Here is a 24,225-nt window from a genome sequence, read left to right as displayed (position 1 = left end):
CTAGCGCGCGGCGCTCAGCCGCAGCGAGTCGAGCTTCTCCGCGTCCGGGCCGTCGGGTGACGTCGAGTAGACGACGACCTTGATCTGGCCGTCGGGCACCACGACGACGTCGCAGTCGAGCACGACGTCGCCCACCACCGAGTTGTGCACGGTCTTCACCAGGCTCTGGTGGGCGGCGGCGTGTCCGGCGTCCCAGAGCGCGGCGAACCGCGGGCTGCGTGCCCGCAGATCGGCGACGAACTCGCGGAAGCGCGCGTCGTCGCGGTAGTCGGCCGCGGAGCGCCGGACGTCGCTGACCAGCGCGCGCTCGAACGCCTCCGGGCCGCCGTGCGCGGTGGCGATCCCGCTGACGCTGTCGTCGATGAACACCTGCACGAGGAGGTTCTGGTCCGGATCGGCGTCGACCGGCGGGGCCTCGAACAACGCCTGCCAGAGGGGCGTCGAGTCGAGCAGGGACCAGTCGGCGGCGAACACGGCCAGCGGCAGGTCCGACATCCGGGTGAGCATCCGGCGCACGCCGGGCGGGACGTAGTGCGACACGATCCCCGACCCCGGCGGGGTCAGGCCGGCCGCCCGGTGGAGCAGGTCGGCTTCGGTGCGGCTCAACCGCAGTGCCCGGGCCAGCGCGGCGACCACCTGCCGGGACGGGGTGCGGGAGCGGCCCTGCTCGAGGCGGGTGATGTAGTCGACGCTCACGCCGGCCAGCTGGGCGAGCTCTTCCCGCCGCAACCCGGCGGTCCGTCGCCGGCCGAAGGACGCGAGCCCGACGTCGGTGGGGGTGAGGTGCTCGCGCCGGCTACGCAGCAGCTCGCCGAGCGAGAGGGGTTCGGAGGTCATCGCCCATCAGTCTGCCTGGGTAGCACGGGTGTTACCTGGTTACCCCGTCCGGCGCGCCGGAGGATCGACGCATGACCGCAACACCCAACGGATACGTGACCGTGATCTGGCAGACCCGGGCCAAGCCCGGACGCGAAACCGACCTGAAGGACTTCATCAGCGCGGCCGTCACCCCCTCGCGCAACGACCCCGGCAACATCGACTACGAGGCGCACGAGGTCGAGGGGCAGCCCGGTTCGTTCGTCATCTACGAACGCTGGGAGAGCCGCGAACACCTCGACGCGCACCTCGGCGCGCCCCGGATGGCCGACCTCGTGCCGCGGATGCTCGAGCTGATCGACGGCTCCATCGAGGACGGCATCACGCTTCTCCGCCCGTTCCGGCCCGCCCGATGACCGCGCCGACCGTCACCCTCGTCACCGGCGGCAACCGCGGCCTCGGTTTCGAGCTCGCGCGCCGGCTCGTCGACGCCGGGCAGTCCGTCTGGATCGGCGCCCGCGACGCCGAGCGGGGCCGGGCCGCCGCCGACCGGATCGGCGCCCGGTTCGTGCGGCTCGACGTCACCGACGACGCGTCGGTGCTCGCCGCGGCCGAGACGATCCGCGCCGAGGCCGGGCACCTGGACGTCCTGATCAACAACGCCGGAATTCTCGGGGAGGTCACCCCTCCCGAGGAGATGACCGTCGAGCACCTGCGGCCGGTCTACGAGACGAACGTGTTCGGCACCGTGCGGGTCACCCACGCGTTCCTGCCGGTGCTGCGCGCGGCGACGACGCCGTCGGTCATCAACATCACCAGCGGCGTCGGGTCGTTCACGCTGATCAACGACCCGGACCGGGTGGAGTCGCAGTACCCGCTCGCGGCCTACGGATCGTCCAAGGTGGCCGTCACGATGCTCACCGTGCAGTACGCCAGGACGATCCCCGACGTCCGGTTCAACGTCGTCGACCCCGGGCAGTCGGCCACCGACTTCACCGGCGGGCTCGGTCACAGCCCGCAGGAGGGGACGGACGCCGCGGTGCGTCTGGCCACCCTCGGCGATCGGACGCCGACCGGAACGGCGACCGACCGCGACGGTGTCCTTCCCTGGTAGCACGGCCGGTGGCTCAGCGTTCCGCGAGGTCCGCGCACGGCGGCTTCCTGCTGACCGTCCTCGACATCACGCTGGACGCCACCGTCGAGTCGTTGCTCGGCATCGACTCCGACCGGCGCCCGGTGACGCTCCGGCCGTCGTGCTCGATGCTGGCCCCGCACGCGGCGGTGCGCTGCTGTTCGGCGAGGACGCCGTCGACCGCTCCACGACGACCGTGACGTTCGTGTCGGCCCGGCTCCACAGCGACGGACGAACCGTGCTGACGGCCAGCGCGGTGTTCCGCAATCCGCCCTCGCGGTGACCGGGCCGGTACCGGGTCAGTCCCCGGCGGCGAGCGCGGTGCGGGCGAGGACGCGCAGGGCGGCGGCCGCGTCGTGCAGCGGTTCGGCGCTTCCCCGGACCCGGGCCAGCATCTCGGCGCCCTCCAGCAGCGCCAGCGTCGTGGTCGCCAGCGAGCGGGCCGGCTCGGCGGCCACGCCGGCACGCACCAGGTGACGTTCCAGCGTCCCGACCCACCGCTCGAACGCCGCCGCCGCGGCCGCCCGGAGCGCGGGCGAGCGTCCGATCGACTCCAGCGCGGTCGCGGCGACCGGACACCCGTCCAGCCACTCCGAGCGGGCGAGCACGTCGGCGAGCGCGAGCGCGCAGTCGGCGAGTGCGTCCACCGGCGCCGCCGCGCGGGCGAGCGTCTCGGCCAGCAGCGTGTCGACGCCCTCGGCGCCCCGCTCGAGCGCGGCGAGCGCGAGCTCCTCCTTGCCGCCGGGGAAGTGGAAGTAGAACGAGCCCATCGGGGCGGCGGCCTCGGTGGTGATCTGTTTGACGACCGTCGCCTCGTACCCCTGCCGGCTGAGCAACCCGACCGTCGCCGTGATCAGCCGCTCCCGCCCGCCGCCCGGTCGCGATTGCGCTTTCCCCATGCGCTGACTATACAGAGCGCTCTAGTGATGAGGAGCCCGATGAGCCACGTTTTCGAACTACGCCAGTACACGCTCCACCCCGGCCGGCGCGACGACCTGATCGAGTTGTTCGACCGGGAGTTCGTCGAGACCCAGGAGGACGTCGGCATCGCGGTGGTCGGCCAGTTCCGCGACCTCGATCGGCCGGATCACTTCGTCTGGGTGCGCGGGTTCGCCGGCATGCCGGAACGTGAAGCCGCGCTCTCGGCGTTCTACGGCGGCCCGGTCTGGGCGGCGCACAAGGACGCCGCCAACGCGACGATGATCGACTCCGACGACGTCCTGCTGCTGCGCCCGGCGAGCCCCGGCACCGGGTTCCCGCCGGCCGACGCCGCCGCCGGCCCGGCGCTGACCACGGCCACCGTCTACCCGTTCACCGAGCCCGTGGCCGACGCCACGCTGGAGTTCTTCGATCGGGAGGTCGAACCGCTCCTGGCCCGGTGCGGTAGCCACCGGTCGGCGCTGCTGCGGACCGAGCCGTCAGCCAACACCTACCCGGCGCTGCCCGTCCGTGAGGGCGAGCAGGTCATCGTCCGGTTCGCACGCTGCGCCGATCGGCACGCGCACGCGGCGGCCGCCCCAGTCCGTGACCAGATCGCAGCGCTCCTGGCCGCGCGCTCGGCGGGCCCGCCGCTCGAGTTGCGCCTCGAACCGACGACCCGGTCGTCCCTGCGGTGATCACCTAGGTCACCGTCGGCGCCGGGCATCCGCACCACCACGTCCGGGCGCGGCGTCCCGGCGAGTGCGATCGCCGAGTCCCCGTCGGCGCACTCGCCCGCGCCCGGCGTAGCTCGCGCGGGGGACGGTCGGGTGCGCTCCGACGGGTGACGATTTCGGGCATCGCGGTCCGTAGCGTCGCTCCCGTCACCGCTCTGACGAGGAGAACGATGAAGAAGACGCTGCTCTGGTCGACGCCCGTGGTCGTCGCGGTGGCCCTCGCCGCCGGCACACCCGCCCTCACTCCGACGAGGACGGTGGAGGTCGCGAACGCGTCGCTCTCCGAAGCGCCCGCCGTCCGGTGGGGGCCGTGTCCGAAGCCACCCGCCGGTCTCGCCGTCGATCCCCGGCAGCGGTGCGCAACGGTGCGGGTTCCGCTCGACTACACGAAGCCCGGCGGGAAGACGATCCCGATCGCGATCTCCCGCATTCCGGCCACCGGCAAGGCCGCGCGGCGCGGCGTGCTGGTGCTCAACCCCGGCGGCCCCGGCGGCGAGGGCCTGAACCTGCCGAGTACGTTCACCCGGACGGCGGGCAAGCCGGTGCTCGCCGCGTACGACCTGATCGGGTTCGACCCCCGCGGAGTCGGCCACAGCTCGCCGGTGACCTGCGGACTCCAACCGGCCGAGCTCGTCCCGCCGTACCCCTACCCGGACCGGACCGGCTCGATCGCGGCGAACGTCGCGTACGCGACGTCGGCCGCGCAGCGGTGCGGAGCCCGGTCCGGCGACCTGCTGCCATACGTCACGACCGCGAACACGGCCCGGGACCTGGACCGGATCCGCGCCGCCCTCGGCGAGCGGACGATCTCGTACTACGGCACGTCGTACGGCTCGTACCTCGGGGCGGCGTACGCGACGCTGTTCTCATCGCGCACCGACCGGCTGGTGCTCGACAGCGCCGTCGACCCGTCGAAGGTCTGGTACGACCAGTTCCGTACCCAGAGCCGGGGCCAGGCCATCCGCTTCCCGGACGCCGCCGCCTACGTCGCGGCGAACGCGGCCACGCTGCGCTTCGGCCGCACGCTGTCCGCGGTCACCGCGTCCTACACCGAACTGACGGCCCGGCTGGACGCCGCCCCGGCGGTCGTTCCGGGCGCACCGGTCCCGCTCTCCGGGGCCGTGCTGCGCGGTCTGACCACCGCGTTGCTCTCGTCGGACCAGTACTTTCCGATGCTGGGCGAAGGGTGGCGCGCGGCGGCCGACCTCGCCGCCGGACACGCCACCGGGAAACAACTCCGGACCCTCCAGGGCCTGTTCGGAGCGATGAATGTCGCCGCCGCCTCCTCCCCGGGTGTCCCCACCGACAACGCGATCGCGTCGGCGTACGCGGTGGCTTGCGGCGACGCGCGCTGGCCGCGGGACCTCCGCGAATACGCCCGTAACGTGGCCGCCGACCGGAAGGCGTATCCGCTCTCCGCCGGGGCCCCCGCGAACCTCTGGCCCTGCGCGTTCTGGCCCACGCAGCCGGTCGGGAAGCCCGTCGCGGTCTCCGGCCGCGGCGCGCGGAACATCCTGATCCTGCAGAACGAACGCGACCCGGCGACGCCGCTGGAGACCGGACGCGGCATGCACCGGGCGCTGGGCCACCGGTCGGTGCTGGTCACCGTGAACGCGGGCGGCCACGTCGTCTACGGCAGCAACCCGCACGGCCCGACCGCCTGCGCCTCGCGGGCCGCCGACACCTTCCTGGCGACCGGCACACTGCCGCACAAAGACACGCGATGTGCCTGACCACGGACGCTACGCGGGCGGATACCGGCTCGCCCGGAGGAGCCGGGCCAGGTGCGCCGCGTTCGCGGCGAGGGACTTGGTGGCGGCGCCGGTCGTGTCGGGCTTCGGGCCGGCCTCGTCGTAGTCCACCGACTGCATCGCCTCGCCCACCCAGTACGTGGCCCCGTTCGCCGGGATCGTGAACCCGACGTCGTTCAACGCCTGGAACACCTCCGCCGTGACGTGGTGCGCGCCGTCCTCGTTGCCGACGACACCGAGGACGGCGACCTTGCCGTAGGTCGACAGCCGGCCCTCGTCGTCGGTCTCCGACAACTCGGCGTCCAGGCGCTCGAGCACGACCTTGCTGACGCTGGCGGGCTGGCCCATCCAGATCGGGGTGGCCACGATCAGGATGTCGGCGCCGAGGATCCGCGCGCGGATCCCGGGCCATTCGTCCCCGTCGCCCTCGTCGGTCGACACCCCGAACCGCACGTCGTGATCGACGACCCGGATCACGTCGCCCTCGACGTCGTGATCGGCCAGGGCGGTCAGGATCTCCCGGGCGATGAGCTCGGAACTCGAGGGAGCCGGTGACTTCTTCAGCGAGCAGCAGAGCGCGACGGCTTTCAGCGACGACATCACCGCCGGTTATCCGCCTGTTGGCGAACTAAACCGACATCGCGGCCGCCGTCGACGAGGTACGTTCTCCGGGAGCGGACACGACCGGGCGGGGCGCACAGGTGACGGACTCAGAGGTGGACGTCCCGAGCGACGCCACCGATCTGGAGAGCGCCGCACAGGTCTTCGCCGACGTCCGTCCGCGCCTGTTCGGCATCGCCTACCGCATGCTCGGCAGCGTGGCCGAGGCCGAAGACCTGGTGCAGGACGTCTGGCTGCGCTGGCAACTGTACGACCGCAGTGCGGTACGGAACCCGGCCGCGTTCCTCGCGACGACGACGACCCGGCTGGCGATCAACGCGCTGACGTCCGCGCGAGCGCGGCGCGAGACCTACGTCGGGCCGTGGCTGCCGGAGCCCGTCGACACCAGCGCGGACCCGTACCTGGGCGCCGAGCGCGGCGAGGCGCTGGAGTTCGCGGCGCTGCTGCTGATGGAGAAGCTCTCCCCCGCCGAACGCGCCGCGTTCGTGTTGCGTGAGGCGTTCGACTACCCGTACGCCCAGATCGCCGAGATCCTGCAGTCGAGCGAACCGGCGGTGCGCCAACTGGTCAGCCGGGCGCGCAAACACGTGGCCGGCGAACGGCGCACGCCGGTGTCCCCGGCTGCGCAGCGGGAGCTGCTGGCCGCGTTCCTGGACGCCGCCCGGTCCGGCGACCTCGCCGGGCTGGAACGGCTGTTCGCCCCGGAGGTCGCCAGCGTGTCGGACGGCAACGGCGGCTACCGGGTGGCCCGCACGGTGATCGTGGGCGCTACCCGGGTCGCGAAGTTCCTCACCGCGATCTCCGGCTGGTTCTGGGACGACGTCGAGGTGGGCTGGGCGCAGACCAACGGGCAGACCTCGGCCGTGCTGCGCCGGGACGGCCGCGTCTACGGGGTGCTGGCGATCAGCGCGTCGGCCGACGGCGTCGACCAGGTGCTGTGGATGGTGAACCCGGAGAAGATCACCGCGGTCACCTGACCCGCCGGTGTCACAGATCGGCTCGCTGTCCGGTCGTGAGTTGCGGAGCCGCCGACGACCGTCGGCGGCGTTCTCGCATCGCGAATCGAGGGACGACCGTGAAGGTTGTTGTGATCGGTGGCACCGGGCTGATCGGGTCCACGCTTGTCGGCGAGTTGGCGGAGCACGGCCACGAGGCGGTCGCGGCCGCCCCCAGCACCGGCGTGAACACGGTCACCGGGGAAGGGCTCGACCCGGTGCTCGAGGGCGCGGCGGTCGTGGTCGACGTCTCGAACGCGCCGTCGTTCGCCGACGACGCCGCGATGGACTTCTTCCGGACCGCCACCACGAACCTGCTCGAGTCGTCCGCGAAAGCCGGCGTCGAGCACTACGTGGCGCTCTCGGTGGTGGGCACGGACCGCCTGCAGGAGTCGGGATATTTCCGCGCCAAAGCCGCACAGGAGACGCTGATCCGCGAGTCGGGGCTGCCGTACTCGCTCGTGCACGCCACCCAGTTCTTCGAGTTCATCGCGGCCATCGCGGACTTCAGCACCGTCGACGGCACGGTGCGGCTGCCCTCCGCCCGGTTCCAGCCGATGGCGGCCGCCGACGTCGCCGCCGGGGTCGGGCGCACCGCGGTGGAGGCGCCGGTCAACGGGATCCGCGAGATCGGCGGCCCGGAGCAGTCCGGGCTCGACGCGCTCGTGCGCAGGGCGCTGGCGGCGAAGGGCGACCCGCGCGAGGTCGTCACCGACGAGCAGGCCCCGTACTTCGGCATCCGGGTGAGCGAGCGGACCCTGCTCCCGGGTACCGACGCCCGGCTCGGCGCGATCCGGTTCGACGAGTGGCTCGCGCGTCAGTAACCGGAACGCGGGGACGCCGGGCGGCCACCGCTGTCTACGGGCTCACGAAACGGGCGTAGACCTCGGCCACCTCCCGGCTGGAATCCGCGAGGTGCGCGGTCATCCGCCGCTCGGCCAGCTTGGGGTTGCCCTCGACGATGGCGGCCAGCACGCGGCGGTGCGCGCGCTGGGTCGACGCGAGCACGACGTCGAAGTCCAGCCGGTCCAGCGACTCGAACATCGCGATCCGGGTCGCCTCGACCGCGTCCAGCAGCAGCGGCAGGTCGGCCAGCTCGGCGATCAACAGGTGGAACGCGGAGTCGAGGCTGCGGAACGTCGCGATGTCCGACGCCGTGTCCAGGCCCCGCACCGCGGCTTCGAGGCCCGCGAGGCCCTCGTCGGTGAGGCGCTGCGCGGCCCGGCGTGCCGCGAGCGGTTCGATGCTGGCCCGGAACTCGAGCAGGCCCTCGATCTCCGACCACGGCGCGAGCGGAGGCGTGCGACCGTCGGGCACGGCGGGCGCCTTGACAATGGACCCGCCGTTGACCCCGCGACGCACCTCGATCAGGCCTTCACCCTCGAGGACACGCAGGGCTTCGCGCAGGGTCACCCGCGACACGCCCAGCCGTTCCGCGTGCTCGCGCTCCGGCGGGAACCGCTCCCCGGGCAGGATCCGGCTCAACATGATGTCCCGCCGGAGCCTCTCCAGCACCACCGAGTAGGCCGCTCGGACGCGCACCTGCGTGTCAGTCATGGCCCGAGTCTATTCGGAGCACCGCACCGATACCGCACTAAGGCCTTATGGACTAATCTATAGACCATTATGCCTACGTTATCGAGCGGTGGAGCACCCCGCCGGCCCCTCGTCGGCCTCACCGGCCGGCGCACCACCGCGTCGCGCATCGGAGCGCCGCCCGGCTTCGCCGATGCCCAGGCGGAGGCCTACTACAGCGAGTACGCGCGCGGCGTCGCCCGCGCCGGTGGGCTTCCGTTCCACATCGCGGTGGACGGTCCGCCCGAGGCCGTCGCCGACGCCGTCGACGCCCTGCTGCTCACCGGAGGCGAGGACGTGGATCCGGTCCGCTACGGCTCGGCGGCCGGCCCGAGGTCGACCGTGCTGGACCCGACCCGGGACGCGTTCGAGGTCGCTCTGTTCGAAGCCGTCCTCGACGCCGGGAAGCCGATCCTGGGCATCTGCCGGGGAAATCAGCTCATCAACGTGGCGCTCGGCGGCACGCTCGTGCCCGACCTGCCGGTCGGCGAAGGCGCCTCGCACGCCTCCTACGCGTACCCGCGGGCCCACCGCCGCCACGACGTCCGCTTCGAGGCCGGCAGCATCGCGCACCGCCTGTACGGCGATCAGGCTCTGGTCAACTCATTCCACCACCAGGCCGTGGACCGGCCCGGCACCGGGCTGACGGTCACCGGACGGGCCGGCGACGGCGTCGTGGAGTCGGTCGAGATGGCGAACGCCCCCGTGCTCGGCGTCCAGTGGCATCCCGAGTGCTTCGACCGGGACCCGGTCTTCGACTGGCTGGTCACCGCCGCCGGGGCACCGGCCCGGCAGCACACCGGACCCTGACCGACGCGGAAGCGCCCGCCCCCACCGGGGACGGGCGCTTCGCCGGTCGGAGCTCAGGCTCCCCGGTAGAGGCGGAGCAGCCGGCTGACGCCCGCGATCCGCTCCTCGGCCAGCTGGTCCGCGGCGACCGCGGTGGTCACACCGGTCGAGGCCGCCAGCTCGAGCACCCGCAGCGTGGTGTCGAAGATGCCGGTGGCCCGGGCCTTGGCCCGCTCGAAGTTGAAGCCCTGGAGCTCGTCCGCGATCTGGATGACGCCCCCCGAATTGACGCAGTAGTCCGGCGCGTACAGGATCCCCCTGGCCGCCATCTCCCGGTCGATCCCGGCCTCGGCCAGCTGGTTGTTGGCTCCCCCGCACACGATCTCCGCCTTGAGGGAGGCGAGCGAGGCCCGGCTGACGGCCCCTCCCATCGCGCACGGCGAGTAGACGTCCAGATCGACGTCGATCAGCTCCTCGGTGCCCGCCACCACGTCGACGCCGGGGAAGCGGCCCACGAGCGCGTCGATCGCCGACCGGTTCGGGTCGGTGATCGTCACCCGCGCGTCCGCCTCGATCAGCAGCTCGGTGAGCCGGGATCCCACCTTGCCCGCCCCGGCGATCCCGACCCGCTTGCCGCCCAGGTCGGGACTCCCCCAGCGATGCTGCGCGGCCGCGCGCATGCCCTGGTAGACGCCCCACGCGGTCAGGATCGACGAGTCGCCGGCCCCGCCGTTGGCCACCGTGCGTCCGGTGACGTACGGCGTCTCCCGGGCGACGACGTCCATGTCCGGGCTGAACGTGCCGACGTCGCAGGCCGTGAGGTAGCGGCCGTTCAACCCGTGCACGAACCGGCCGTAGGCCCGCAGGACGGTCTCGGACTTGTGCTTGTCGGGGTCGCCGATGATCACGGCTTTCCCGCCGCCGTGGTCGAGCCCGGCGAGGGCGTTCTTGTAGGCCATCGCCGTGGACAGCCGCAACGCGTCGTCCAGGGCGGCCTGCGCCGAGCGGTAGGGGTAGAAGCGGGTGCCGCCCATCGCGGGTCCGAGCGCGGTGGAGTAGAGGGCGATGACGGCGCGAAGGCCGGACTCCTCGTCGTGGCAGAGCACCACTTGCTCGTGTCCGCTGCCGAAGACGTCGTCGATCATGGGTTTCCTCTCAGATCGCGGGGTCGGGAAGGTCGGCGCCGAGCACCTGCTTGCCGGCGAAGAACTCCAGGACGTCGCGGTCACCGTGGCCGCCGAGCCCGCTGGTGCCGAAGAAGCTCTGGGCCGAGTCGCGCGCCATGTCCAGGAGGCTCGTCCCGTTGAGCTTCACCTCACCGGCGACGATCTGTGACCCGACCTCGAGCCCGCGCTCCACGTCGCGGGTGAACACGTAGCCGGCCAGACCGCCGCCGAGCGCGTTCGCCCGGGCCACCGCCCGGCGGTCGCCGGTCACCGGGCTGATCGCGAGCACCGGCCCGAACACCTCGCCCGGAAGGCGCACCTCGTCCCCGACGATCAGGGTGGGCGAGAGGAACCACCCGTCGGAGGGCAGCGCGAGCGGCGCCACCGACCGGGCCCCGGGAGCGGCCATCGCCGTGACCTGGTCCTCCAGGACCGACTTCCGGCCGGCGAACGCCATCGGCCCGAACGTGGTGTCCCCGGAGGTGCTCGGTCCGAGCCGGAGCTGCTCGATCTCGGCGACGAGCGCGTCGACGAGCTCCCCGGTCAGGCCGCTGTCGGCGTAGACCGCCCTGGGCGCCTCGCACCACTGCCCGTTCAGCTTGGTGAAGCCGGAGGCCAGCGCCCGCGCCGTGGCCGGAACGTCGGCGTCCGCGAGCACCACTGCCGGGTTGTTGGAGCCGAGCTCCAGACGGAGCCGGGTCAGGTTGCGGCCGGCGGCCGAGGCCACGCTGCGTCCGGAGTGCGTGGAGCCGGTCATCGAGATCGCCTGGATGCGCGGGTCGGCCGCGATCAGCGCCCCGACCCGGGCATCCCCGTGGACGAGCCCGAAGACCCCCGCCGGGACGCCGGCCGCGGTCAGCGCGTCCGCGACGATCTCCGCGCTCCACGGTGACTCCGGCGACGGTTTCGCGACCACCGGAGCTCCCGCGACCAGGGCGTAAGCCACATTCTTCACCAGCACCGCCGCGGGCGCGTTCCAGGGCAGCAGCAGTGCGGTCGGGCCCCAGGCACGGCGGCGCAACTGCACGCGGCGTCCGTCGGCCTCGAGCCAGCGCCGGGTGGACTGCTCCTCCGCGAGTTCCACCGCGCGCCGGACGGTACCCGGAAGGCTCTCGGCGAACATGCGGGTGAAGCGCACCGGCACACCGCTGTTGAGTGCGTCCAGCTCGGCGATCGTGTCGGCCACCCCCTCCAGCCGGGTGGCGAACGCCGAGAGCACGACCGCGCGCTCCGCCAGGTCGGCGTCCGCCCACCGCCCCGAGGCATGGGCCGCGACCGCCGCGTCGAGCACGGCGTCGACCTGCTGGTCGGCGGAGAACGCGTAGGTCTGGAGGTGTTCTCCGGTGTTGGGGTCGAACAGGTCGCGGACGGCCGGCGCGGTGTTGGCGCCCGGTACGCCGGCGAGCCAGGTGCGTGGGACGGGAAGGTGCATCGTCGCCTCAGATCCGGTCGAAGTATCGATCGAGGTCCCAGTCGCTGGTGTGGGACATGAACGTGCGCCACTCGTGATCGGCCAGGACCGCCAGGTGATCGCGCTGTTCCTCCCCGATGGCCCCGGCGACGAAGGCCGAGCGCCGCAACCGGGCGGCGGCCTCCCCGAGATTCGACGGGAACGCCGGGTCGACCGGCGTGTCGTAACCGTTGCCCGTCGTCATCGGGGGCGGGTTGGTCTTGTCGAGGATTCCCTGGTGCGCGGAGGCGAGGAGCCCGGCCAGGGTCAGGTACGGGTTCGTGTCGGCGCCGGGCAGCCGGAACTCGAAGCGGAGGTCCTGCTCCCGCCGTCCGACGACGCGCACCGAGGTCGTGCGGTTGTCGAGCCCCCAGGCGCTGCCCCAGCCGGCGACGTCCCCCGAGTTGACGCGACGGTAGGCGTTGACCGTCGGGGCGTACCACGCCATGAGGTCGGGCGCGTGCTCGAGGACCCCGCCGATCGCGTGACGCATCGTGGCGCTGAGTCCGTGCTCGGCCGAGGGATCCCAGAACGTCGGCCGACCGTCGAGGTCGACCATCGAGACGTGCACGTGGCACGACGACCCGGGTTGCCCGTCGTTGAGCGGCTTGGCCATGAAGGTGGCCGACATTCCCGCGGCCGCGGCGCTGTCGCGCACCGCCAGCTTGTAGAGGGCGTGCCGGTCGGCCATCTCCAGCGGCTCGCCGTAGCGGAACGTCATCTCCCACTGGCCCGAGCCCCACTCGCTCTGCGCCGCCTCCATCTCGATCCGCGAGTCACGCAGGTCCGTGCGGAGCCGGTGGAAGAACGGCTCGTAGTGGTTCCCCTCGTGGATCATGAAGTCCGACGGGGTCAGCGTGGTCGGCTCGAGGCCGCGGAACCCCGCCTGACGCAACGCCCTGGGAGCATTGAGGAACAAGTAGAACTCCAGCTCGGTGCCGGTCCGGGCGCGAATGCCCGACGTGGTGAGCTCGGCGATCTGCTTCTTCAGGATCTCCCGCGGCGAGAGGGCCAGCGGCTCACGCGTGTGCTTGTCGACGGCGTCGGCGAAGCAGATCGCGATCCCGTTCAGCCAGGCCGCCCGGCGCAGGGTCGAAAGGTCCGGGACGAGCGTGAAGTCCGGTATCCCGTTGTGCACCCCGCAGAGCGCGAAGACGTTCGCCTCCACCAGCTCCAGACTCTGGGTGAGGTCCCAGGCGAAGACGCAGGTGCAGACGTCGACGCCCTCCTCGACGGCCCGTTCGAAGCCCTCGATCGGGATACGCCGGCCGACCAGGCGGCCCTGCAGGTCGGGTGTCGCGACGATGACCGTGTGGACGTCACCGGTGATGCCCGCCGCGGCGAGGATCTGATCGCTCACCGCGTCAGCCACCCGCCGTCGACCGGCAGCTGGACGCCGTCGATCCAGGACGCTTCGTCGGAGAGCAGGAAGGAGACCGCCTGGGCGATGTCCTCGGGCCGGCCCACCCGCGGGATCAGCAGCCGCTGCTTCATGAACTCCAGACCGGCCTCGGACGTCACCGTCTCGAAGTCGAAGAAGTCGGTCGCGATCGGGCCGGGCGCGACGCAGTTGACGCGGATGCCGGCGCCGGCCAGCTCGACGGCGAGGGCTTTCGTCAGCATCGGCACGCCGCCCTTGCTGGCGTTGTAGTGCGGCTGGGCGGTCGACCCCGAGGTGACGACGACGAGCGCCTCGATCGTCGACAGGTTGACGATGGCGCCCCCGCCGGTGCGGGCCATGGCCGCGGCGACGGCACGCGCGACGAGGAACTGGCCCTTCAGGTTGACGTCGAAGACGAAGTCCCACGCCTCTTCGGTGAGCGTGGCCAACGAGTGGTCGGTCACCACCCCCGCGTTGTTGGCCAGCAGGTGGACGGCACCGAACGCCTCCTCGGCCCGGGCTACCGCCGCGTCGATCTGGGCCGCGTCGCGCACGTCGAGCGGGATCGCGATCGCGTCGGCGCCGTCGTCGGCGAGGCCGGACGCGACGGTGGCGGCCGCGGCTCCGTCGATGTCGGTGACGACGACCCGCGCGCCCCCGGCGGCCAGGTTCCGGGCTATCGCGCGTCCGATCCCGGCACCGGCGCCGGTGACGAACGCGACCTTGTTGTCGTGGCGGCGAGTCATGCCGGGTTCCCTTCTGCTGCGTCGAGGTGGGCGAATCGGCGGACGACGTTCTCGGTCATCCGAGAGATCCCGTTCTGCGAGCCGTTCTCCAGCAGGGCCCCGGAGTACGCGATCGATCCGGCCGCGAACACCGCGCCCCCGCCCGGGGTTTCGAAGTAGACGACGTCCGAGTGCACCTCGGGGTCGACGTCTCCGCCGTGCTGACCGTCGAGGATGAACGCGACCTCGGACGCGTCGCGCTGGTAGGTGCGGCCGTGGTCGCGGGAGCTGGCCAGGACGACGGCGTTGGCCGGGGTTCCGAGCGTCGGGTCGGCCCGGTCCAGTTCGTCGCCGGCCGCGCCGCCCATCACCCGCCCGTACGCACCGATCGGGTCCTCGTCCACGCCGTCGAAGATCCAGGCGACCTCGGGTGCGTATGAGGCCTCCGTCCGCCGGTAGGGCTGCGATCCGCCCCAGCCCTGCGCGGCCATCCCCAGGCCGACGAGACGCTGTGGCTCACGCCCCCGGTGCCGCCACGAGCCGCCCAGCAGGCCGGTCGACAGCAGGCTCGTCTCGCCGGGCCGGGACTTCCAGGCCGTGATGCCGGCGAAGCCCCGGCGGATCTCGACGACCAGGGGCGACTCGGAGATGACGCCGGTCACCCAGTAGAAGCCGTTGCCTCCGATGTAGACGAGATGGCCGCCGGTGTCGCGGTACCGGGTGAGCGTGTCGAGCATCTCGCCGGAGTGGTACTCCGGATGCGCCCCGGTCAGCACCGCCTTCCAGCCGCCGAGGTAGTCGGCGCCGAGCGTGTGCAGCTCGAAGTCGGTGATCACGTCGAACTCGATGCCGACACTCGTCAGCCACTCGAGGAGGTACATCTCGGCGGAGAAGCCACGGCCGCTGTCGCTGAGCCACATGCGGTAGTCGTGCCGGGTGTTCACGATCGGGCGGGCCGCGCTCGAGTAGACGACCCCGTGGCCGTCCGGGTGGGTGTCGTACTGCGAGAGCCCGAAGGTCCGGTTCCCCACGTGGGCCAGGTCGGCATCGTTCGGGCCGATCGTGAAGTGGCCGGTCACCGACGGGTCCATGCCCTCGAAGAGCGACTCGTTCGCGTAGGAGAGATAGGTGAACGTCGGGATCACCACGACGACGGGTTTGCGCGCGCTTCCCGGCGCGGGCGCGACGACGAACGGGACGAAGTCCACCTCCCGCCCGGTGGCGACGCGCACGGCGTAGGCCCCCGAGGGAAGGTCGGCGGGCAGCGCGCCGGAGAAGGTCTCGCTCCAGCCCGCGTCCACGACGTCGGTTTCGTGGAAGTGCGCGGCCGAGTACTCGTCCGGCGCCTCGGTGAAGCGGGTCGTCAGCCGCTGCCAGTTCGGCCCCGGTACCGCCCGGGTCGGCAGGTTGTACAGCCGGCCGGGTGCTCCGCCCGCGAGGTCGGCCGCGGAGCCGTCCTCGCCGTGGGCCGGATAGAGGTCCCAGGCGCCGAGGAGCTCGGCGCCGATCGTCGTCGCGTCGAGGGAGCGCCGCTCGGCCAGCGTCCGCAGCTGCTCCGCGCCCACTGCGGTCGACGCCACGAACGGCCAGCTCACGGCGGCGGTCAGGCTGGCCGCGGCGCGTCCGTGGGCGGCGATCCCGGTGCCGTGGGTGACGATCGGGAATGCTCCGGCGACGACGACGCCCCGTCCGAGCGCGCCGCTCGGCGTCAGCGAGCCGGTCGTCGACGTGGAGCGCGCGCCGACGTCCATCGCGATCGCGTGGACCTCGGCCCGATCGCCGTCCACGGTGCCCGCGACGAGGTACCACGCGTTGGGCTGGAGCGGCTCGGCGCAGCGGACCGCTCCGGCCGGGTCCCCGGTGGTCAGCAGCGCCCGGCCGTCCTCGACACCGAGGGTCACCGAGTGCTGGTCGTCGCCCACCGCCACGATCGACTGCGCCACCGGGCGGACCTCGCCGTCGAAGCGGACGAAGGCGCCCACCGTGAACCGGGTCGCGGGCGGAGTCACCAGGGTGCCGGTCAGGAACCCGCCGAAGTGGCCGTCCTGCCCTCCGACCGGTCGCGTCGTGGCCTCCGACCACGGGATCTCCGTGGTCTGCGCTTCCTTTCCGGGTGAGTCCAGGGCCGCGTCGAGCCGCACCAGCGTGATGCTCGCCCGGTCGTCCGCGGGGCTCGACACGTACAGGCGGATCGTGTCACCCGGGAAGTACGACAGCTGATTGGTGTATGACGTGAGGATCGATGGGATCACGGGAGGATCTCCTGACTGATCGGGGAGCCGGCCCGGCTAGCGGGAGGACCGGTGGATCCAGAAGCGGACGCCTTCGAGCGCGGCCGCGAGGACGAGAACGCCACCGGTGAGCACCTGGCTCAGCTGCGAGCTGACGTTCATCAGCGTGATGCCGTTGGTGAGGATCCCCATCAACCAGACACCGAGCACGACCCGCCACAGGTGGCCGCTGCCGCCGCTGTACGGGATGCCGCCCAGCAGCACCGCGGTGAGCACGCTGATCTCGAAGCCGGCTCCCAGCGTCCCGCTGGGCGCGCTGTCCAGACGGGAGACGATCAGCAGACCGGCCAGGGCGCTGAGGAGCCCGACCAGGACGTAGAGACCGAACACGAGGCGCCGTACCGGGATGCCGCTCAGGTAGGACGCCCGGCTGTTGACGCCCACCGCGACGATGTGGCGCCCGACCGGGAGAAACGTCATGAGCAGGGCGCCGAGCACCACGACGGCGCCCGCGATCCACACCAGCGTGCCCACGCCGAACACCTTGGCGTTGCCGAACTCGAGCACGGGGTCGGGGAAGCCGTAGAGCGCGTCGGGCGACAGGACCTGCGCCAGGCCCCGGCCGGCCGCCAGCAGACCGAGCGTGACGATGATCGGCGACAGCTTCAGGTAGCCGATGAGCACGCCGTTCACCACCCCGAACGCGAGGCCGACGCCGAGGCCGACGAGTACGCCGGCCGTGACACCGGCCGCGTTGAACGTCAGCCCGGCGCAGACGCCCGAGACGGCGATCACCGAGCCGATCGAGAGGTCGATGTAGCCGCACATGAGCAGCAGCGCGGCCCCCACGGCGACGACCATCAACGGCGCCGACTGCAGAGCGACGAGCAGCAGGTTGTCCGTGGTGAGGAACGACGACTTGTTCGCCGCGAAGAAGATCATCAGCGCGACGGTCGCGACCGGCATGATGCTGTCGATGCCGGTGAGGACGCCGGACCGCAGCGAGAAGGCCGGCCGCAGCGTCGTGCGGGTGGGAACTACCTCGGTCATGCGACAGCGCTCCCTCGGAGTTCGGCCGGCTGGGCCAGCGTGAGCAGGTCCCGCTCGGAGGTGTCGCCGGGCACCACCCCGGCGACCCGGGATTCGGCGAGGACGACGATCCGGTCGGCGAGCACGTTCAGCTCCTCGACGTCGCTCGAGACGAACACGACGGCGCGCTCGCTCTCCCGCGCGAACTCCCGGATCATGCGGTGCAGCTCGACCCGCGCTCCCACGTCGACGCCCTGGGTGGGTTCGTCGAGCAGCAGCACCGTGACGCCGCTGCCGTCCATGAGCCAGCGGCCCATCACCAGCTTCTGGGCGTTCCCGCCGGAGAACCCGTCGCCGGCCAGCCCGGGGGCCATCGGGTGCAGCGACATCCGTTCCGCGACGGCGCGGAACGTGCGCTGCTCGGCGCCGGACCTCCGCAGCCACCGCGACAGCCGCCGGTAGTGCGGCATCAGGACGTTCTCCTGGGCCGAGAGCGACGAGAACAGCGACTGGACCTTGCGGTCGGACGGGACCAGCGCGATGCCGACCCGGCGCGCGCCCCGGGGGGAGGTCAGCCGGAGCGGCCGCCCGGCCAGGCGCAGGCCACCCTGGCTCGGCCGGGCCCCGGCCAGGGCCTCGATGAGGTTGGTGCGGCCGGAGCCGAGCAGGCCGAACACCCCTACGACCTCACCCGCGCCGATCGTCAGCGACACCTCGGCCGCTCCGGCGGCGCGGAAGCCGACGAGCTCGAGAACCGGGGGCCCGGCCTCGCCGGGGCGGGCCGCGACGCCGGCCGCGGACGCACCGGTCACCGGCGTCCCGGTGATCGCCTCGACCAGGATCTCCAGGGTGAGCTCGGACTTCGGCCGGGTCCACTCCACGCTCCCGTCACGCAGGACGGAGACCTCGTCGGCGATCGCCGTGACCTCACGCAGGAGGTGGGTGACGTACACGATGGCGAGGCCCGATTCGTGGGCGAGGCGGGTGACGAGCGCGAGCAGCATCTCGGTCTCCCGCGCGCTCAACGCGGCCGTCGGTTCGTCGAGGATGAGCACCTCGGGCTGGTGCCGGAGGGCCTTGGCGATCTCGACGACCTGTTTCTGTCCCATCGTGAGCGAGCTCAGCGTGCGGGTCGGGTGGAAATCCGCTCCGACCCGCGCGAGGAGCTCCGCGGCGATCCGGCGCTGCTCGCGCCGTCGTACGGTCCCGAACCGGGTCCGCAGCTCGCTGCCGAGGAAGATGTTCTCGACCGCGGACAGGTCGTCGACCAGCTCCAGGTGCTGATAGATGATCGCGGTACCCGAGCGCAGCGCCGACGACGGCGTGAAACCCTCGTGGGTCTCCCCGTCGACGACGATCGTCCCGCTGTCGGGCCGCACCGCCCCGCTCAGGCAGCCCAGCAGCGTCGACTTGCCCGCGCCGTTGGGTCCGAGGAGGGCGTGGATCCGACCCGCCGTCAGGTCCAGATCGACGCCGCGCAGGACGACGCTGGTCCCGTACGACTTGGTCAGGCCCCGAATGGTCATGCCGCTCCGGCTCACCGTTCTCACCCGCCCAGCTGGGCGATCAGCTCGTCGAGCTTCGCCGGATCCGTGAGCGAGGCGGGAATGACCGCGGCCTCGGTCTCGGTCTCCCCCGACCCCTCGACCGCGTTGATCGAGTTCTGCACGATCGCGTGCGCCAGGTCGACCAGGTCGATCGCGGCCGACACCCGGTAGGCGCCACCGGCCTTGACGGCTTTCAACGCCTCGATGTTGCCGTCCTGACCGGCGATGAACACCGACTTCGGGTCGATGCCCCTGCTCTGGAACGCCTTGAGCGCACCCAGGGCCGCGTCGTCGTTCGCCCCGATGTAGACCCGGAGGTCCGGGTGCGCGTTGAGCAGCGCCTCGGCCTGCTCCAGCCCGCACGTCTGGTCGGCGCAGTCCTGCAGCGACACCACCTTCACGCCGGCGGCGGGGATCAGCTTCTGCGGCTCCACCCAGCGGCCCTTAACGTCCGGCAGAGCGCTGATCGAGCTGATGGCCGCGGTCACCTTCCCGCTGACCTGCTGCTGCTTGATCCAGTCGACGGCCGCCTGGCCGACGATCTGTCCGCTGCGCACGTTGTCGAAGCCGGTGTACCCGTCCACGCCGTCGCCGGGTGTCGCGTACTGCAACCATTTGATCTTCGACGACTGCGCCTGCTTCTGCAGCGGAGAGAGCGCCTTCGCGTCCACCGGGAGCACGACGACCGCGTCGACGCGCTGGGTCACCCAGGTCTCGACCGTGTTGCGCTGGGACTCCAGGTCGTTGGCCTGGGTGTCGTCGAACAACATCTCGACGCAGCCGATCGTGTCGGCCTGACCCTGGATCTCCTTCTTGAGGGCCTTGACGAAGGCCGCCTCGCTGATCGGGTGACTGAATCCGATCGTGTAGGTCTTCCGGCAGTCACCCGAGGCCTGGTCGCCCGAGTCGCCGCAGGCGACGAGCCCGAGCGCGACTAACGCCAGGCCGGTCAGGCCGGCCACCCGTCTTGTCATGTTTCCCGTTCGCACCATGGACCACCCGTCACCGGTTCGTTTATTGGTCTGTTGGAATGTTTTCTAGACCATTAGCCCGCACAGTAGCGCCCACGTCGACTCCTGGCCATGCCCGCGGACGAATTCGGCCGACGCCCGTGAGCCTCGGCGGCGAGCCGTCCAACGCCTATCGACACGTCCTTGACCTGCGGATACCGCGGGGTTGGCCTGAAACTAGGCTCCGGGGACCGACCGGACAACGACGGATACCCCTCGTATCCGGACACGCGGGTCCGAGCGCCACCGGGCGTTGTTACGTTCGGCCCGCGGCGGGCACGAGACCCAGGAGAGCGGCCATGACCACGCAGAACGCACGGACGCCCGCGCGCAGCGCCTCGTTGCCACGACCGGGCCGAGGACGGACACTGCTGCCATGCGCTCCCGGACCGTGGTCATCTTCCTCTTCGACGGCGCGCAGCCACTCGACTTCACCGGCCCCTACGACGCGTTCACCGGGGCCGCCCGGTACCACTCGTCCCCGGACGGCCCGCCCTACGTCGTCCGCACCGCGTCGATCGGCCGCCGTCCGGTGCGCCTGGCCGGAGGGCTGACCGTCCTGCCGGACCTGGACATCGAGGACGTCCGCCGGCCCGACATCCTCCTGGTTCCCGGCGGACCGGGCGCCGAGGTCCCGAACCCCGAGGTCGCCGCGCGGCTTCGCACCCTGGGCCCGGAGGCCGAGCGCCTGGCCTCGGTCTGCACCGGCTCACTCCTGCTGGCCGAGGCCGGGCTGCTGGACGGCAAGCGGGCCACCACGCACTGGTCGTTCTGCGGCCACTTCGCGCAGGCGTACCCCCGGGTCCACGTGCAGCGCTACCCGATCTTCGTCGAGGACGACGGGGTGTTCACCTCCGCCGGCGTCACCGCCGGAATCGACCTGGCGCTCGCGCTCATCGAAGAGGACTGCGGCCGCGAACTCGCTCTGCGGGTAGCGCGCCTGCTCGTGGTCTTCGTGCGCCGGCCGGGCCACCAGGCGCAGTTCAGCGCTCAGCTGGCGGTCCAATCGTCCGGCTCGACCAGGCTTCGTGACGTCCGGGCGTGGATAGCCGACCACCTCGACGAGGACCTGTCGGTCACCGCTCTCGCCGAGCGGACCCGGATGTCGGCCCGGCACTTCGCCCGGCTGTTCCTGAGCGAGACCGGAACGACCCCCGGTCACTACGTCGAGCAGGTCCGGGTCGAGGCGGCCCAGCGGATGCTCACCGATACACCGGACAACGTCGACCGGATCGCCCGCCGGTGCGGGTGGGGCACGTCGGAGGCGATGCGCCGCGCCTTCGTCCGGCAGGCCGGCGAGTCACCCGCCGGTTACCGGCAGCGCAACGTGTCCTGGGCGGGCGGAAGCCCGGCGGAGGTCCGGCCGGTCACCCGCCGTCGACGTCCTCCCCGCGAGTCCAGTCGTACATGACGATCATCGTCTTGGTGCCGGTCACCTTCCCGGTGCGGCGGATGGAGTTGACGACGCGCTGCAGGTGATCGACGTCGTGAACACGCAGGCGGACCAGGACGTCCGGGTCGCCGGCGACGGTGAAGAAGTTCTCCACCTCGTCCATCCGGCGCAGCCACTCCTCGAGTTCCCCGGTCTCGGTCTCGCCGGTGAGCCGGATCTCCACGAACGCGTGCACGTCACCCGCGGCCCGGTCGTCGACGACCGTGACGTAGCCGCGGATCACTCCTTCCTGCTCCAGCCGGGCGATCCGTCGACTGACCGGCGCGGGTGAGAGCCGGACGGCCCGCGCCAGCTGGTTGACGGGCGCGCGGGCGTCCTTGCGGAGCAGGTCGAGCAGTTGCCGGTCGACCTCGTCCAGGTGGACGGTCCGCCGTGCCATCCGGGATTCGTGCTTCGGCATGAACGCATGATGCACCGCCGGGCGTCGAACCCGAAACATTCGTGCGCTCCCGAGCACGGTTTCGCACTTCTCTTGCCCTCGCGGCCCGGTCTACGCACAGTTCGTTGCTCAGGGACGTCGGCACTTCGCGGCCGACGACCGCCACCACCGACGGAGACGACAGCGATGAACCAGCTGCGGCACGACATCGACATCGACATCGACGCCACCACCGGCACGGAGGTGCTGGACGAGATCTCGCGGAAGGTGCTCTGGCTCTCGACCGCCATCGTGGACGCGGCCAACCACGGCCGGCCCAACACCAGCGGCGTCAAGGTGGGCGGGCACCAGGCGTCGAGCGCGTCGATGGTCGACATCATGGTGTCGCTGTGGTTCTCCGAGCTGAGCCGCCACGACCGCGTCTCGGTCAAGCCGCACGCCTCGCCGGTGCTGCACGCCATCAACTACCTGCTCGGTGACCTCGACCCGAAGTACCTGACCTCGCTGCGCGCCCAGGGCGGGCTGCAGTCCTACCCGAGCCGGCTGAAGGACCCCGACACCGTCGACTTCTCGACCGGGTCGGTCGGCATCGGCGCCACCGCGGCGATCTGGGCGGCGATGGCGCACCGCTACGTCGCCTCGCACTTCGACACCGCACCGAAAGCGGGGCGTTTCGTCAGCCTCCTCGGCGACGCCGAACTGGACGAGGGCGCCATCTGGGAGGCGGTCGCGGACCCGTCGGTCGCACGGCTGGGCGAGCTGCTGTGGATCGTCGACCTCAACCGGCAGTCGCTCGACCGCGTGGTGCCCGACGTCCAGATCCACCGGCTGATGGGGATGTTCGACGCCGCCGGCTGGCAGGTGATCACCCTCAAGTGGGGCCGCGCCATCTCGGCGCTGTTCGAGCGGCCGGGCGGCGACGAGTTGCGGGCCCGCCTCGAGGCGATGCCCAACGAGGAGTACCAGCGGCTGCTGCGGGTCGACACCTCGCTGGTCGCCGACCGCATCGCCGGCGAGCGGGGGTCGGCCGGGCTGCGTGCGCTGCTCGCGTCGCTGCCCGCCGCGGAGCTGGCGGCGGCCATCCGCGATCTGGGCGGGCACGACCACGGTCTACTGCTCGACACCTACGACTCCGTGGAGTCGACCCGGCCGACCGTGATCTTCGCCTACACGGTCAAAGGTCGCGGGCTACCCACCGAGGGTCACCCCAACAACCACTCCGCCCTGCTGTCCGAGGCGCAGATGGCCACCCTCGCCGAGGCGGTCGGGGCCGACCCGGCCGACCCGTGGCGCACGTTCGCGCCCGGCTCGCGCGCCGCCGAACTGTGCGGGCGGCGGGCCGCGGCGCTGGAGCGGCCGCCGACCCCGTCCCGCCGGCCGGACGTGCTGCCCGCGGCCCTCTCCCGCCCGCACCGCAAAGCCATCTCGACGCAGGCCGCGCTCGGCCGGTTCATGGCCGATCTGACCCGCGAAGCGCCCGCCGCCGCCGCGCGCGTGGTCACCTGCAGCCCCGACGTCGCCTCCTCCACGAACCTGGGCGGCTGGATCAACAAGACCGGGGTCTGGTCGGCGCAGGACCGCCCGGACTGGTTCGCCGACGACACCGAGCGTGTCCTGAAGTGGTCGGAGGTGACCACCGGCCAGCACATCGAGCTGGGCATCGCCGAGGTCAACCTGGTCGGCCTGCTCGGCGAGCTGGGAGCGACGTGGTCGCGGTGGGGCGAACGGCTGATCCCGATCGCGACCCTCTACGACCCGTTCATCTCACGCGCCCTCGAGCCCTGGTCGTACGGCATCTACGCCGGTGGGCAGTCGATCATCGTCGGTACCCCCTCCGGCGTGACGCTCGCGCCCGAGGGCGGTGCCCACCAATCCATCACGACGCCGTCGATCGGGCTCGAGCAGCCCGGGTGCGTCGCCTGGGAACCGGCCTTCGCCCAGGACCTCGAGTGGTGCCTGCTCGAGGCGATGAACCAGGTCGGCGTCCCCGGCGGGACCTCCGGCTACTTCCGCCTGTCCACCCGGCCGATCGACCCGGGGCTGGCCGCGCTCCCGCTCGACGAGGTGCTGCGTGAACGCCGCCGGCGCCAGGCCGTCGCCGGCGGCTACCGGATCACCGCCCACTCCCCCGCCGACGAGCAGGTGACGCTGGTCGGCGCCGGTGCCATCCTCCCCGAGGTCGTCGCCGCGGCCGAGCTCCTGTCGAGCCAGGGCGTCACCGCGGGCGTCGTCTGCCTGACCAGCCCGGACCTGGTCTTCCGGTCCGCCCAGGGGCGCGGCAGCGACATCAGCGCGGCGCTGTTCCCCGCCGAGCACCCCGCGCCGCTGGTGACCGTGCTGGACGGCCACCCCCACACGCTGTCCTTCCTGGCCGGTCTCCGCGGCGACCGCACGATCAACCTGGGCGTCACCGAGTTCGGCCAGTCGTCCGGCGTGGACGACGCCTACCGCCTGCACGGAATCGACGTCGCCTCGATCGTGGACGCCGCCCTCACGCTCACGGGACGGTGACCGCGGTCT

Annotated in this window: 23 protein-coding genes; 10 read left to right on the top strand and 13 right to left on the bottom strand. The window is 72.0% G+C overall.

The features are described 5' to 3' along the window. Positions 1 to 837, bottom strand: coding sequence for a helix-turn-helix transcriptional regulator (locus tag CRYAR_RS18490; protein WP_035852482.1), 837 nt, complete (start codon positions 835 to 837; stop codon positions 1 to 3). 71 nt (positions 838 to 908) lie between these two features. Between CRYAR_RS18490 and CRYAR_RS18485 the strand changes: the two genes are divergently transcribed. Genes CRYAR_RS18485 through CRYAR_RS47380 form a run of 3 tightly spaced genes read left to right on the top strand, consistent with a single transcriptional unit; the run spans position 909 to position 2,148 of the window. After that, positions 909 to 1,232: a putative quinol monooxygenase gene (locus tag CRYAR_RS18485; protein ID WP_035852479.1), complete on the top strand. Its 324-nt coding sequence runs from the start codon at positions 909 to 911 to the stop codon at positions 1,230 to 1,232. Continuing rightward, the gene (locus CRYAR_RS18480; RefSeq protein WP_035852474.1) at positions 1,229 to 1,930 is read left to right on the top strand and encodes an SDR family NAD(P)-dependent oxidoreductase; all 702 of its coding nucleotides are present in this window, start codon (positions 1,229 to 1,231) and stop codon (positions 1,928 to 1,930) included. Before CRYAR_RS18485 ends, CRYAR_RS18480 begins: the two co-directional genes overlap by 4 nt. 8 nt (positions 1,931 to 1,938) lie before the next feature. Beyond that, complete coding sequence (locus tag CRYAR_RS47380) at positions 1,939 to 2,148, top strand: hypothetical protein (protein WP_157017872.1); 210 nt, start codon at positions 1,939 to 1,941, stop codon at positions 2,146 to 2,148. A 99-nt stretch (positions 2,149 to 2,247) separates the two neighbouring features. Here the strand turns inward: CRYAR_RS47380 and CRYAR_RS18475 are convergent, their stop codons facing one another. Then, a complete protein-coding gene (locus tag CRYAR_RS18475; RefSeq protein WP_035852471.1) occupies positions 2,248 to 2,847 on the bottom strand; it encodes a TetR/AcrR family transcriptional regulator in 600 nt (199 codons plus the stop codon). A gap of 39 nt (positions 2,848 to 2,886) precedes the next feature. On the opposite strand from CRYAR_RS18475, the gene CRYAR_RS18470 reads away from it, so the two are divergent. Both CRYAR_RS18470 and CRYAR_RS18465 read left to right on the top strand, forming a co-directional pair. Continuing rightward, entirely contained in the window at positions 2,887 to 3,564 is a 678-nt protein-coding gene (locus tag CRYAR_RS18470) for an NIPSNAP family protein (RefSeq protein WP_211247527.1), read from the top strand. Between the two features lie 209 nt (positions 3,565 to 3,773). Continuing rightward, positions 3,774 to 5,336, top strand: a complete 1,563-nt coding sequence (locus CRYAR_RS18465; protein WP_051570597.1) for an alpha/beta hydrolase — start codon at positions 3,774 to 3,776, stop codon at positions 5,334 to 5,336. A gap of 9 nt (positions 5,337 to 5,345) precedes the next feature. Here CRYAR_RS18465 and CRYAR_RS18460 read toward each other — a convergent pair whose 3' ends face one another. Further along, positions 5,346 to 5,954, bottom strand: coding sequence for a flavodoxin family protein (locus tag CRYAR_RS18460; RefSeq protein WP_035852459.1), 609 nt, complete (start codon positions 5,952 to 5,954; stop codon positions 5,346 to 5,348). Between the two features lie 101 nt (positions 5,955 to 6,055). On the opposite strand from CRYAR_RS18460, the gene CRYAR_RS18455 reads away from it, so the two are divergent. Continuing rightward, on the top strand, positions 6,056 to 6,952 hold the full coding sequence (locus CRYAR_RS18455; RefSeq protein WP_245620478.1) for an RNA polymerase sigma-70 factor: 897 nt from the start codon (positions 6,056 to 6,058) through the stop codon (positions 6,950 to 6,952). A 98-nt stretch (positions 6,953 to 7,050) separates the two neighbouring features. Next, positions 7,051 to 7,794: an SDR family oxidoreductase gene (locus CRYAR_RS18450; RefSeq protein ID WP_035852453.1), complete on the top strand. Its 744-nt coding sequence runs from the start codon at positions 7,051 to 7,053 to the stop codon at positions 7,792 to 7,794. A 34-nt stretch (positions 7,795 to 7,828) separates the two neighbouring features. Here the strand turns inward: CRYAR_RS18450 and CRYAR_RS18445 are convergent, their stop codons facing one another. Then, positions 7,829 to 8,527 carry a FadR/GntR family transcriptional regulator gene (locus tag CRYAR_RS18445; RefSeq protein ID WP_035852450.1) on the bottom strand — a complete coding sequence of 233 codons (699 nt, stop codon included), beginning with the start codon at positions 8,525 to 8,527 and terminating at the stop codon, positions 7,829 to 7,831. Positions 8,528 to 8,596: 69 nt separating this feature from the next. On the opposite strand from CRYAR_RS18445, the gene CRYAR_RS18440 reads away from it, so the two are divergent. Continuing rightward, positions 8,597 to 9,355 (top strand): gamma-glutamyl-gamma-aminobutyrate hydrolase family protein, encoded by a 759-nt coding sequence (locus tag CRYAR_RS18440; protein WP_035852449.1) that lies wholly within the window; start codon positions 8,597 to 8,599, stop codon positions 9,353 to 9,355. Between the two features lie 53 nt (positions 9,356 to 9,408). Here the strand turns inward: CRYAR_RS18440 and CRYAR_RS18435 are convergent, their stop codons facing one another. From CRYAR_RS18435 to CRYAR_RS18400, 8 genes are read right to left on the bottom strand one after another with little or no spacing between them, the layout of a single operon-like run. Then, on the bottom strand, positions 9,409 to 10,479 hold the full coding sequence (locus CRYAR_RS18435; RefSeq protein ID WP_035852448.1) for a Glu/Leu/Phe/Val dehydrogenase dimerization domain-containing protein: 1,071 nt from the start codon (positions 10,477 to 10,479) through the stop codon (positions 9,409 to 9,411). Positions 10,480 to 10,489: 10 nt separating this feature from the next. Beyond that, positions 10,490 to 11,932 (bottom strand): aldehyde dehydrogenase family protein, encoded by a 1,443-nt coding sequence (locus tag CRYAR_RS18430; RefSeq protein ID WP_035852436.1) that lies wholly within the window; start codon positions 11,930 to 11,932, stop codon positions 10,490 to 10,492. Positions 11,933 to 11,939: 7 nt separating this feature from the next. Next, positions 11,940 to 13,310, bottom strand: a complete 1,371-nt coding sequence (locus CRYAR_RS18425) for a glutamine synthetase family protein (RefSeq protein ID WP_084701940.1) — start codon at positions 13,308 to 13,310, stop codon at positions 11,940 to 11,942. Next, complete coding sequence (locus tag CRYAR_RS18420; protein ID WP_035852432.1) at positions 13,307 to 14,077, bottom strand: SDR family NAD(P)-dependent oxidoreductase; 771 nt, start codon at positions 14,075 to 14,077, stop codon at positions 13,307 to 13,309. Before CRYAR_RS18420 ends, CRYAR_RS18425 begins: the two co-directional genes overlap by 4 nt. After that, positions 14,074 to 16,308 (bottom strand): N,N-dimethylformamidase beta subunit family domain-containing protein, encoded by a 2,235-nt coding sequence (locus tag CRYAR_RS43275; RefSeq protein WP_051570595.1) that lies wholly within the window; start codon positions 16,306 to 16,308, stop codon positions 14,074 to 14,076. The genes CRYAR_RS18420 and CRYAR_RS43275 overlap by 4 nt, the downstream gene beginning before the upstream one ends. 36 nt (positions 16,309 to 16,344) lie before the next feature. Next, a complete protein-coding gene (locus CRYAR_RS18410; protein ID WP_035852431.1) occupies positions 16,345 to 17,337 on the bottom strand; it encodes an ABC transporter permease in 993 nt (330 codons plus the stop codon). Then, positions 17,334 to 18,842, bottom strand: coding sequence for a sugar ABC transporter ATP-binding protein (locus CRYAR_RS18405; RefSeq protein ID WP_051570593.1), 1,509 nt, complete (start codon positions 18,840 to 18,842; stop codon positions 17,334 to 17,336). The genes CRYAR_RS18410 and CRYAR_RS18405 overlap by 4 nt, the downstream gene beginning before the upstream one ends. 20 nt (positions 18,843 to 18,862) lie before the next feature. Beyond that, a complete protein-coding gene (locus CRYAR_RS18400; protein ID WP_169745056.1) occupies positions 18,863 to 19,837 on the bottom strand; it encodes a sugar ABC transporter substrate-binding protein in 975 nt (324 codons plus the stop codon). A 412-nt stretch (positions 19,838 to 20,249) separates the two neighbouring features. Between CRYAR_RS18400 and CRYAR_RS18395 the strand changes: the two genes are divergently transcribed. Then, positions 20,250 to 21,284 (top strand): GlxA family transcriptional regulator, encoded by a 1,035-nt coding sequence (locus CRYAR_RS18395; RefSeq protein ID WP_051570591.1) that lies wholly within the window; start codon positions 20,250 to 20,252, stop codon positions 21,282 to 21,284. Here CRYAR_RS18395 and CRYAR_RS18390 read toward each other — a convergent pair. Continuing rightward, positions 21,241 to 21,726, bottom strand: coding sequence for an Lrp/AsnC family transcriptional regulator (locus CRYAR_RS18390; protein ID WP_211247526.1), 486 nt, complete (start codon positions 21,724 to 21,726; stop codon positions 21,241 to 21,243). The genes CRYAR_RS18395 and CRYAR_RS18390 overlap by 44 nt on opposite strands. A gap of 165 nt (positions 21,727 to 21,891) precedes the next feature. Here CRYAR_RS18390 and CRYAR_RS18385 point away from each other — a divergent pair, with 165 nt between their 5' ends. Continuing rightward, positions 21,892 to 24,216 carry a transketolase-like TK C-terminal-containing protein gene (locus CRYAR_RS18385; protein WP_051570589.1) on the top strand — a complete coding sequence of 775 codons (2,325 nt, stop codon included), beginning with the start codon at positions 21,892 to 21,894 and terminating at the stop codon, positions 24,214 to 24,216. Positions 24,217 to 24,225: the final 9 nt, after the last annotated feature.

The sequence above is a fragment of the Cryptosporangium arvum DSM 44712 genome, assembly GCF_000585375.1.
Taxonomy (GTDB): Bacteria; Actinomycetota; Actinomycetes; order Mycobacteriales; family Cryptosporangiaceae; genus Cryptosporangium; species Cryptosporangium arvum.
This window is presented reverse-complemented; position numbering and strand designations above follow the sequence as displayed.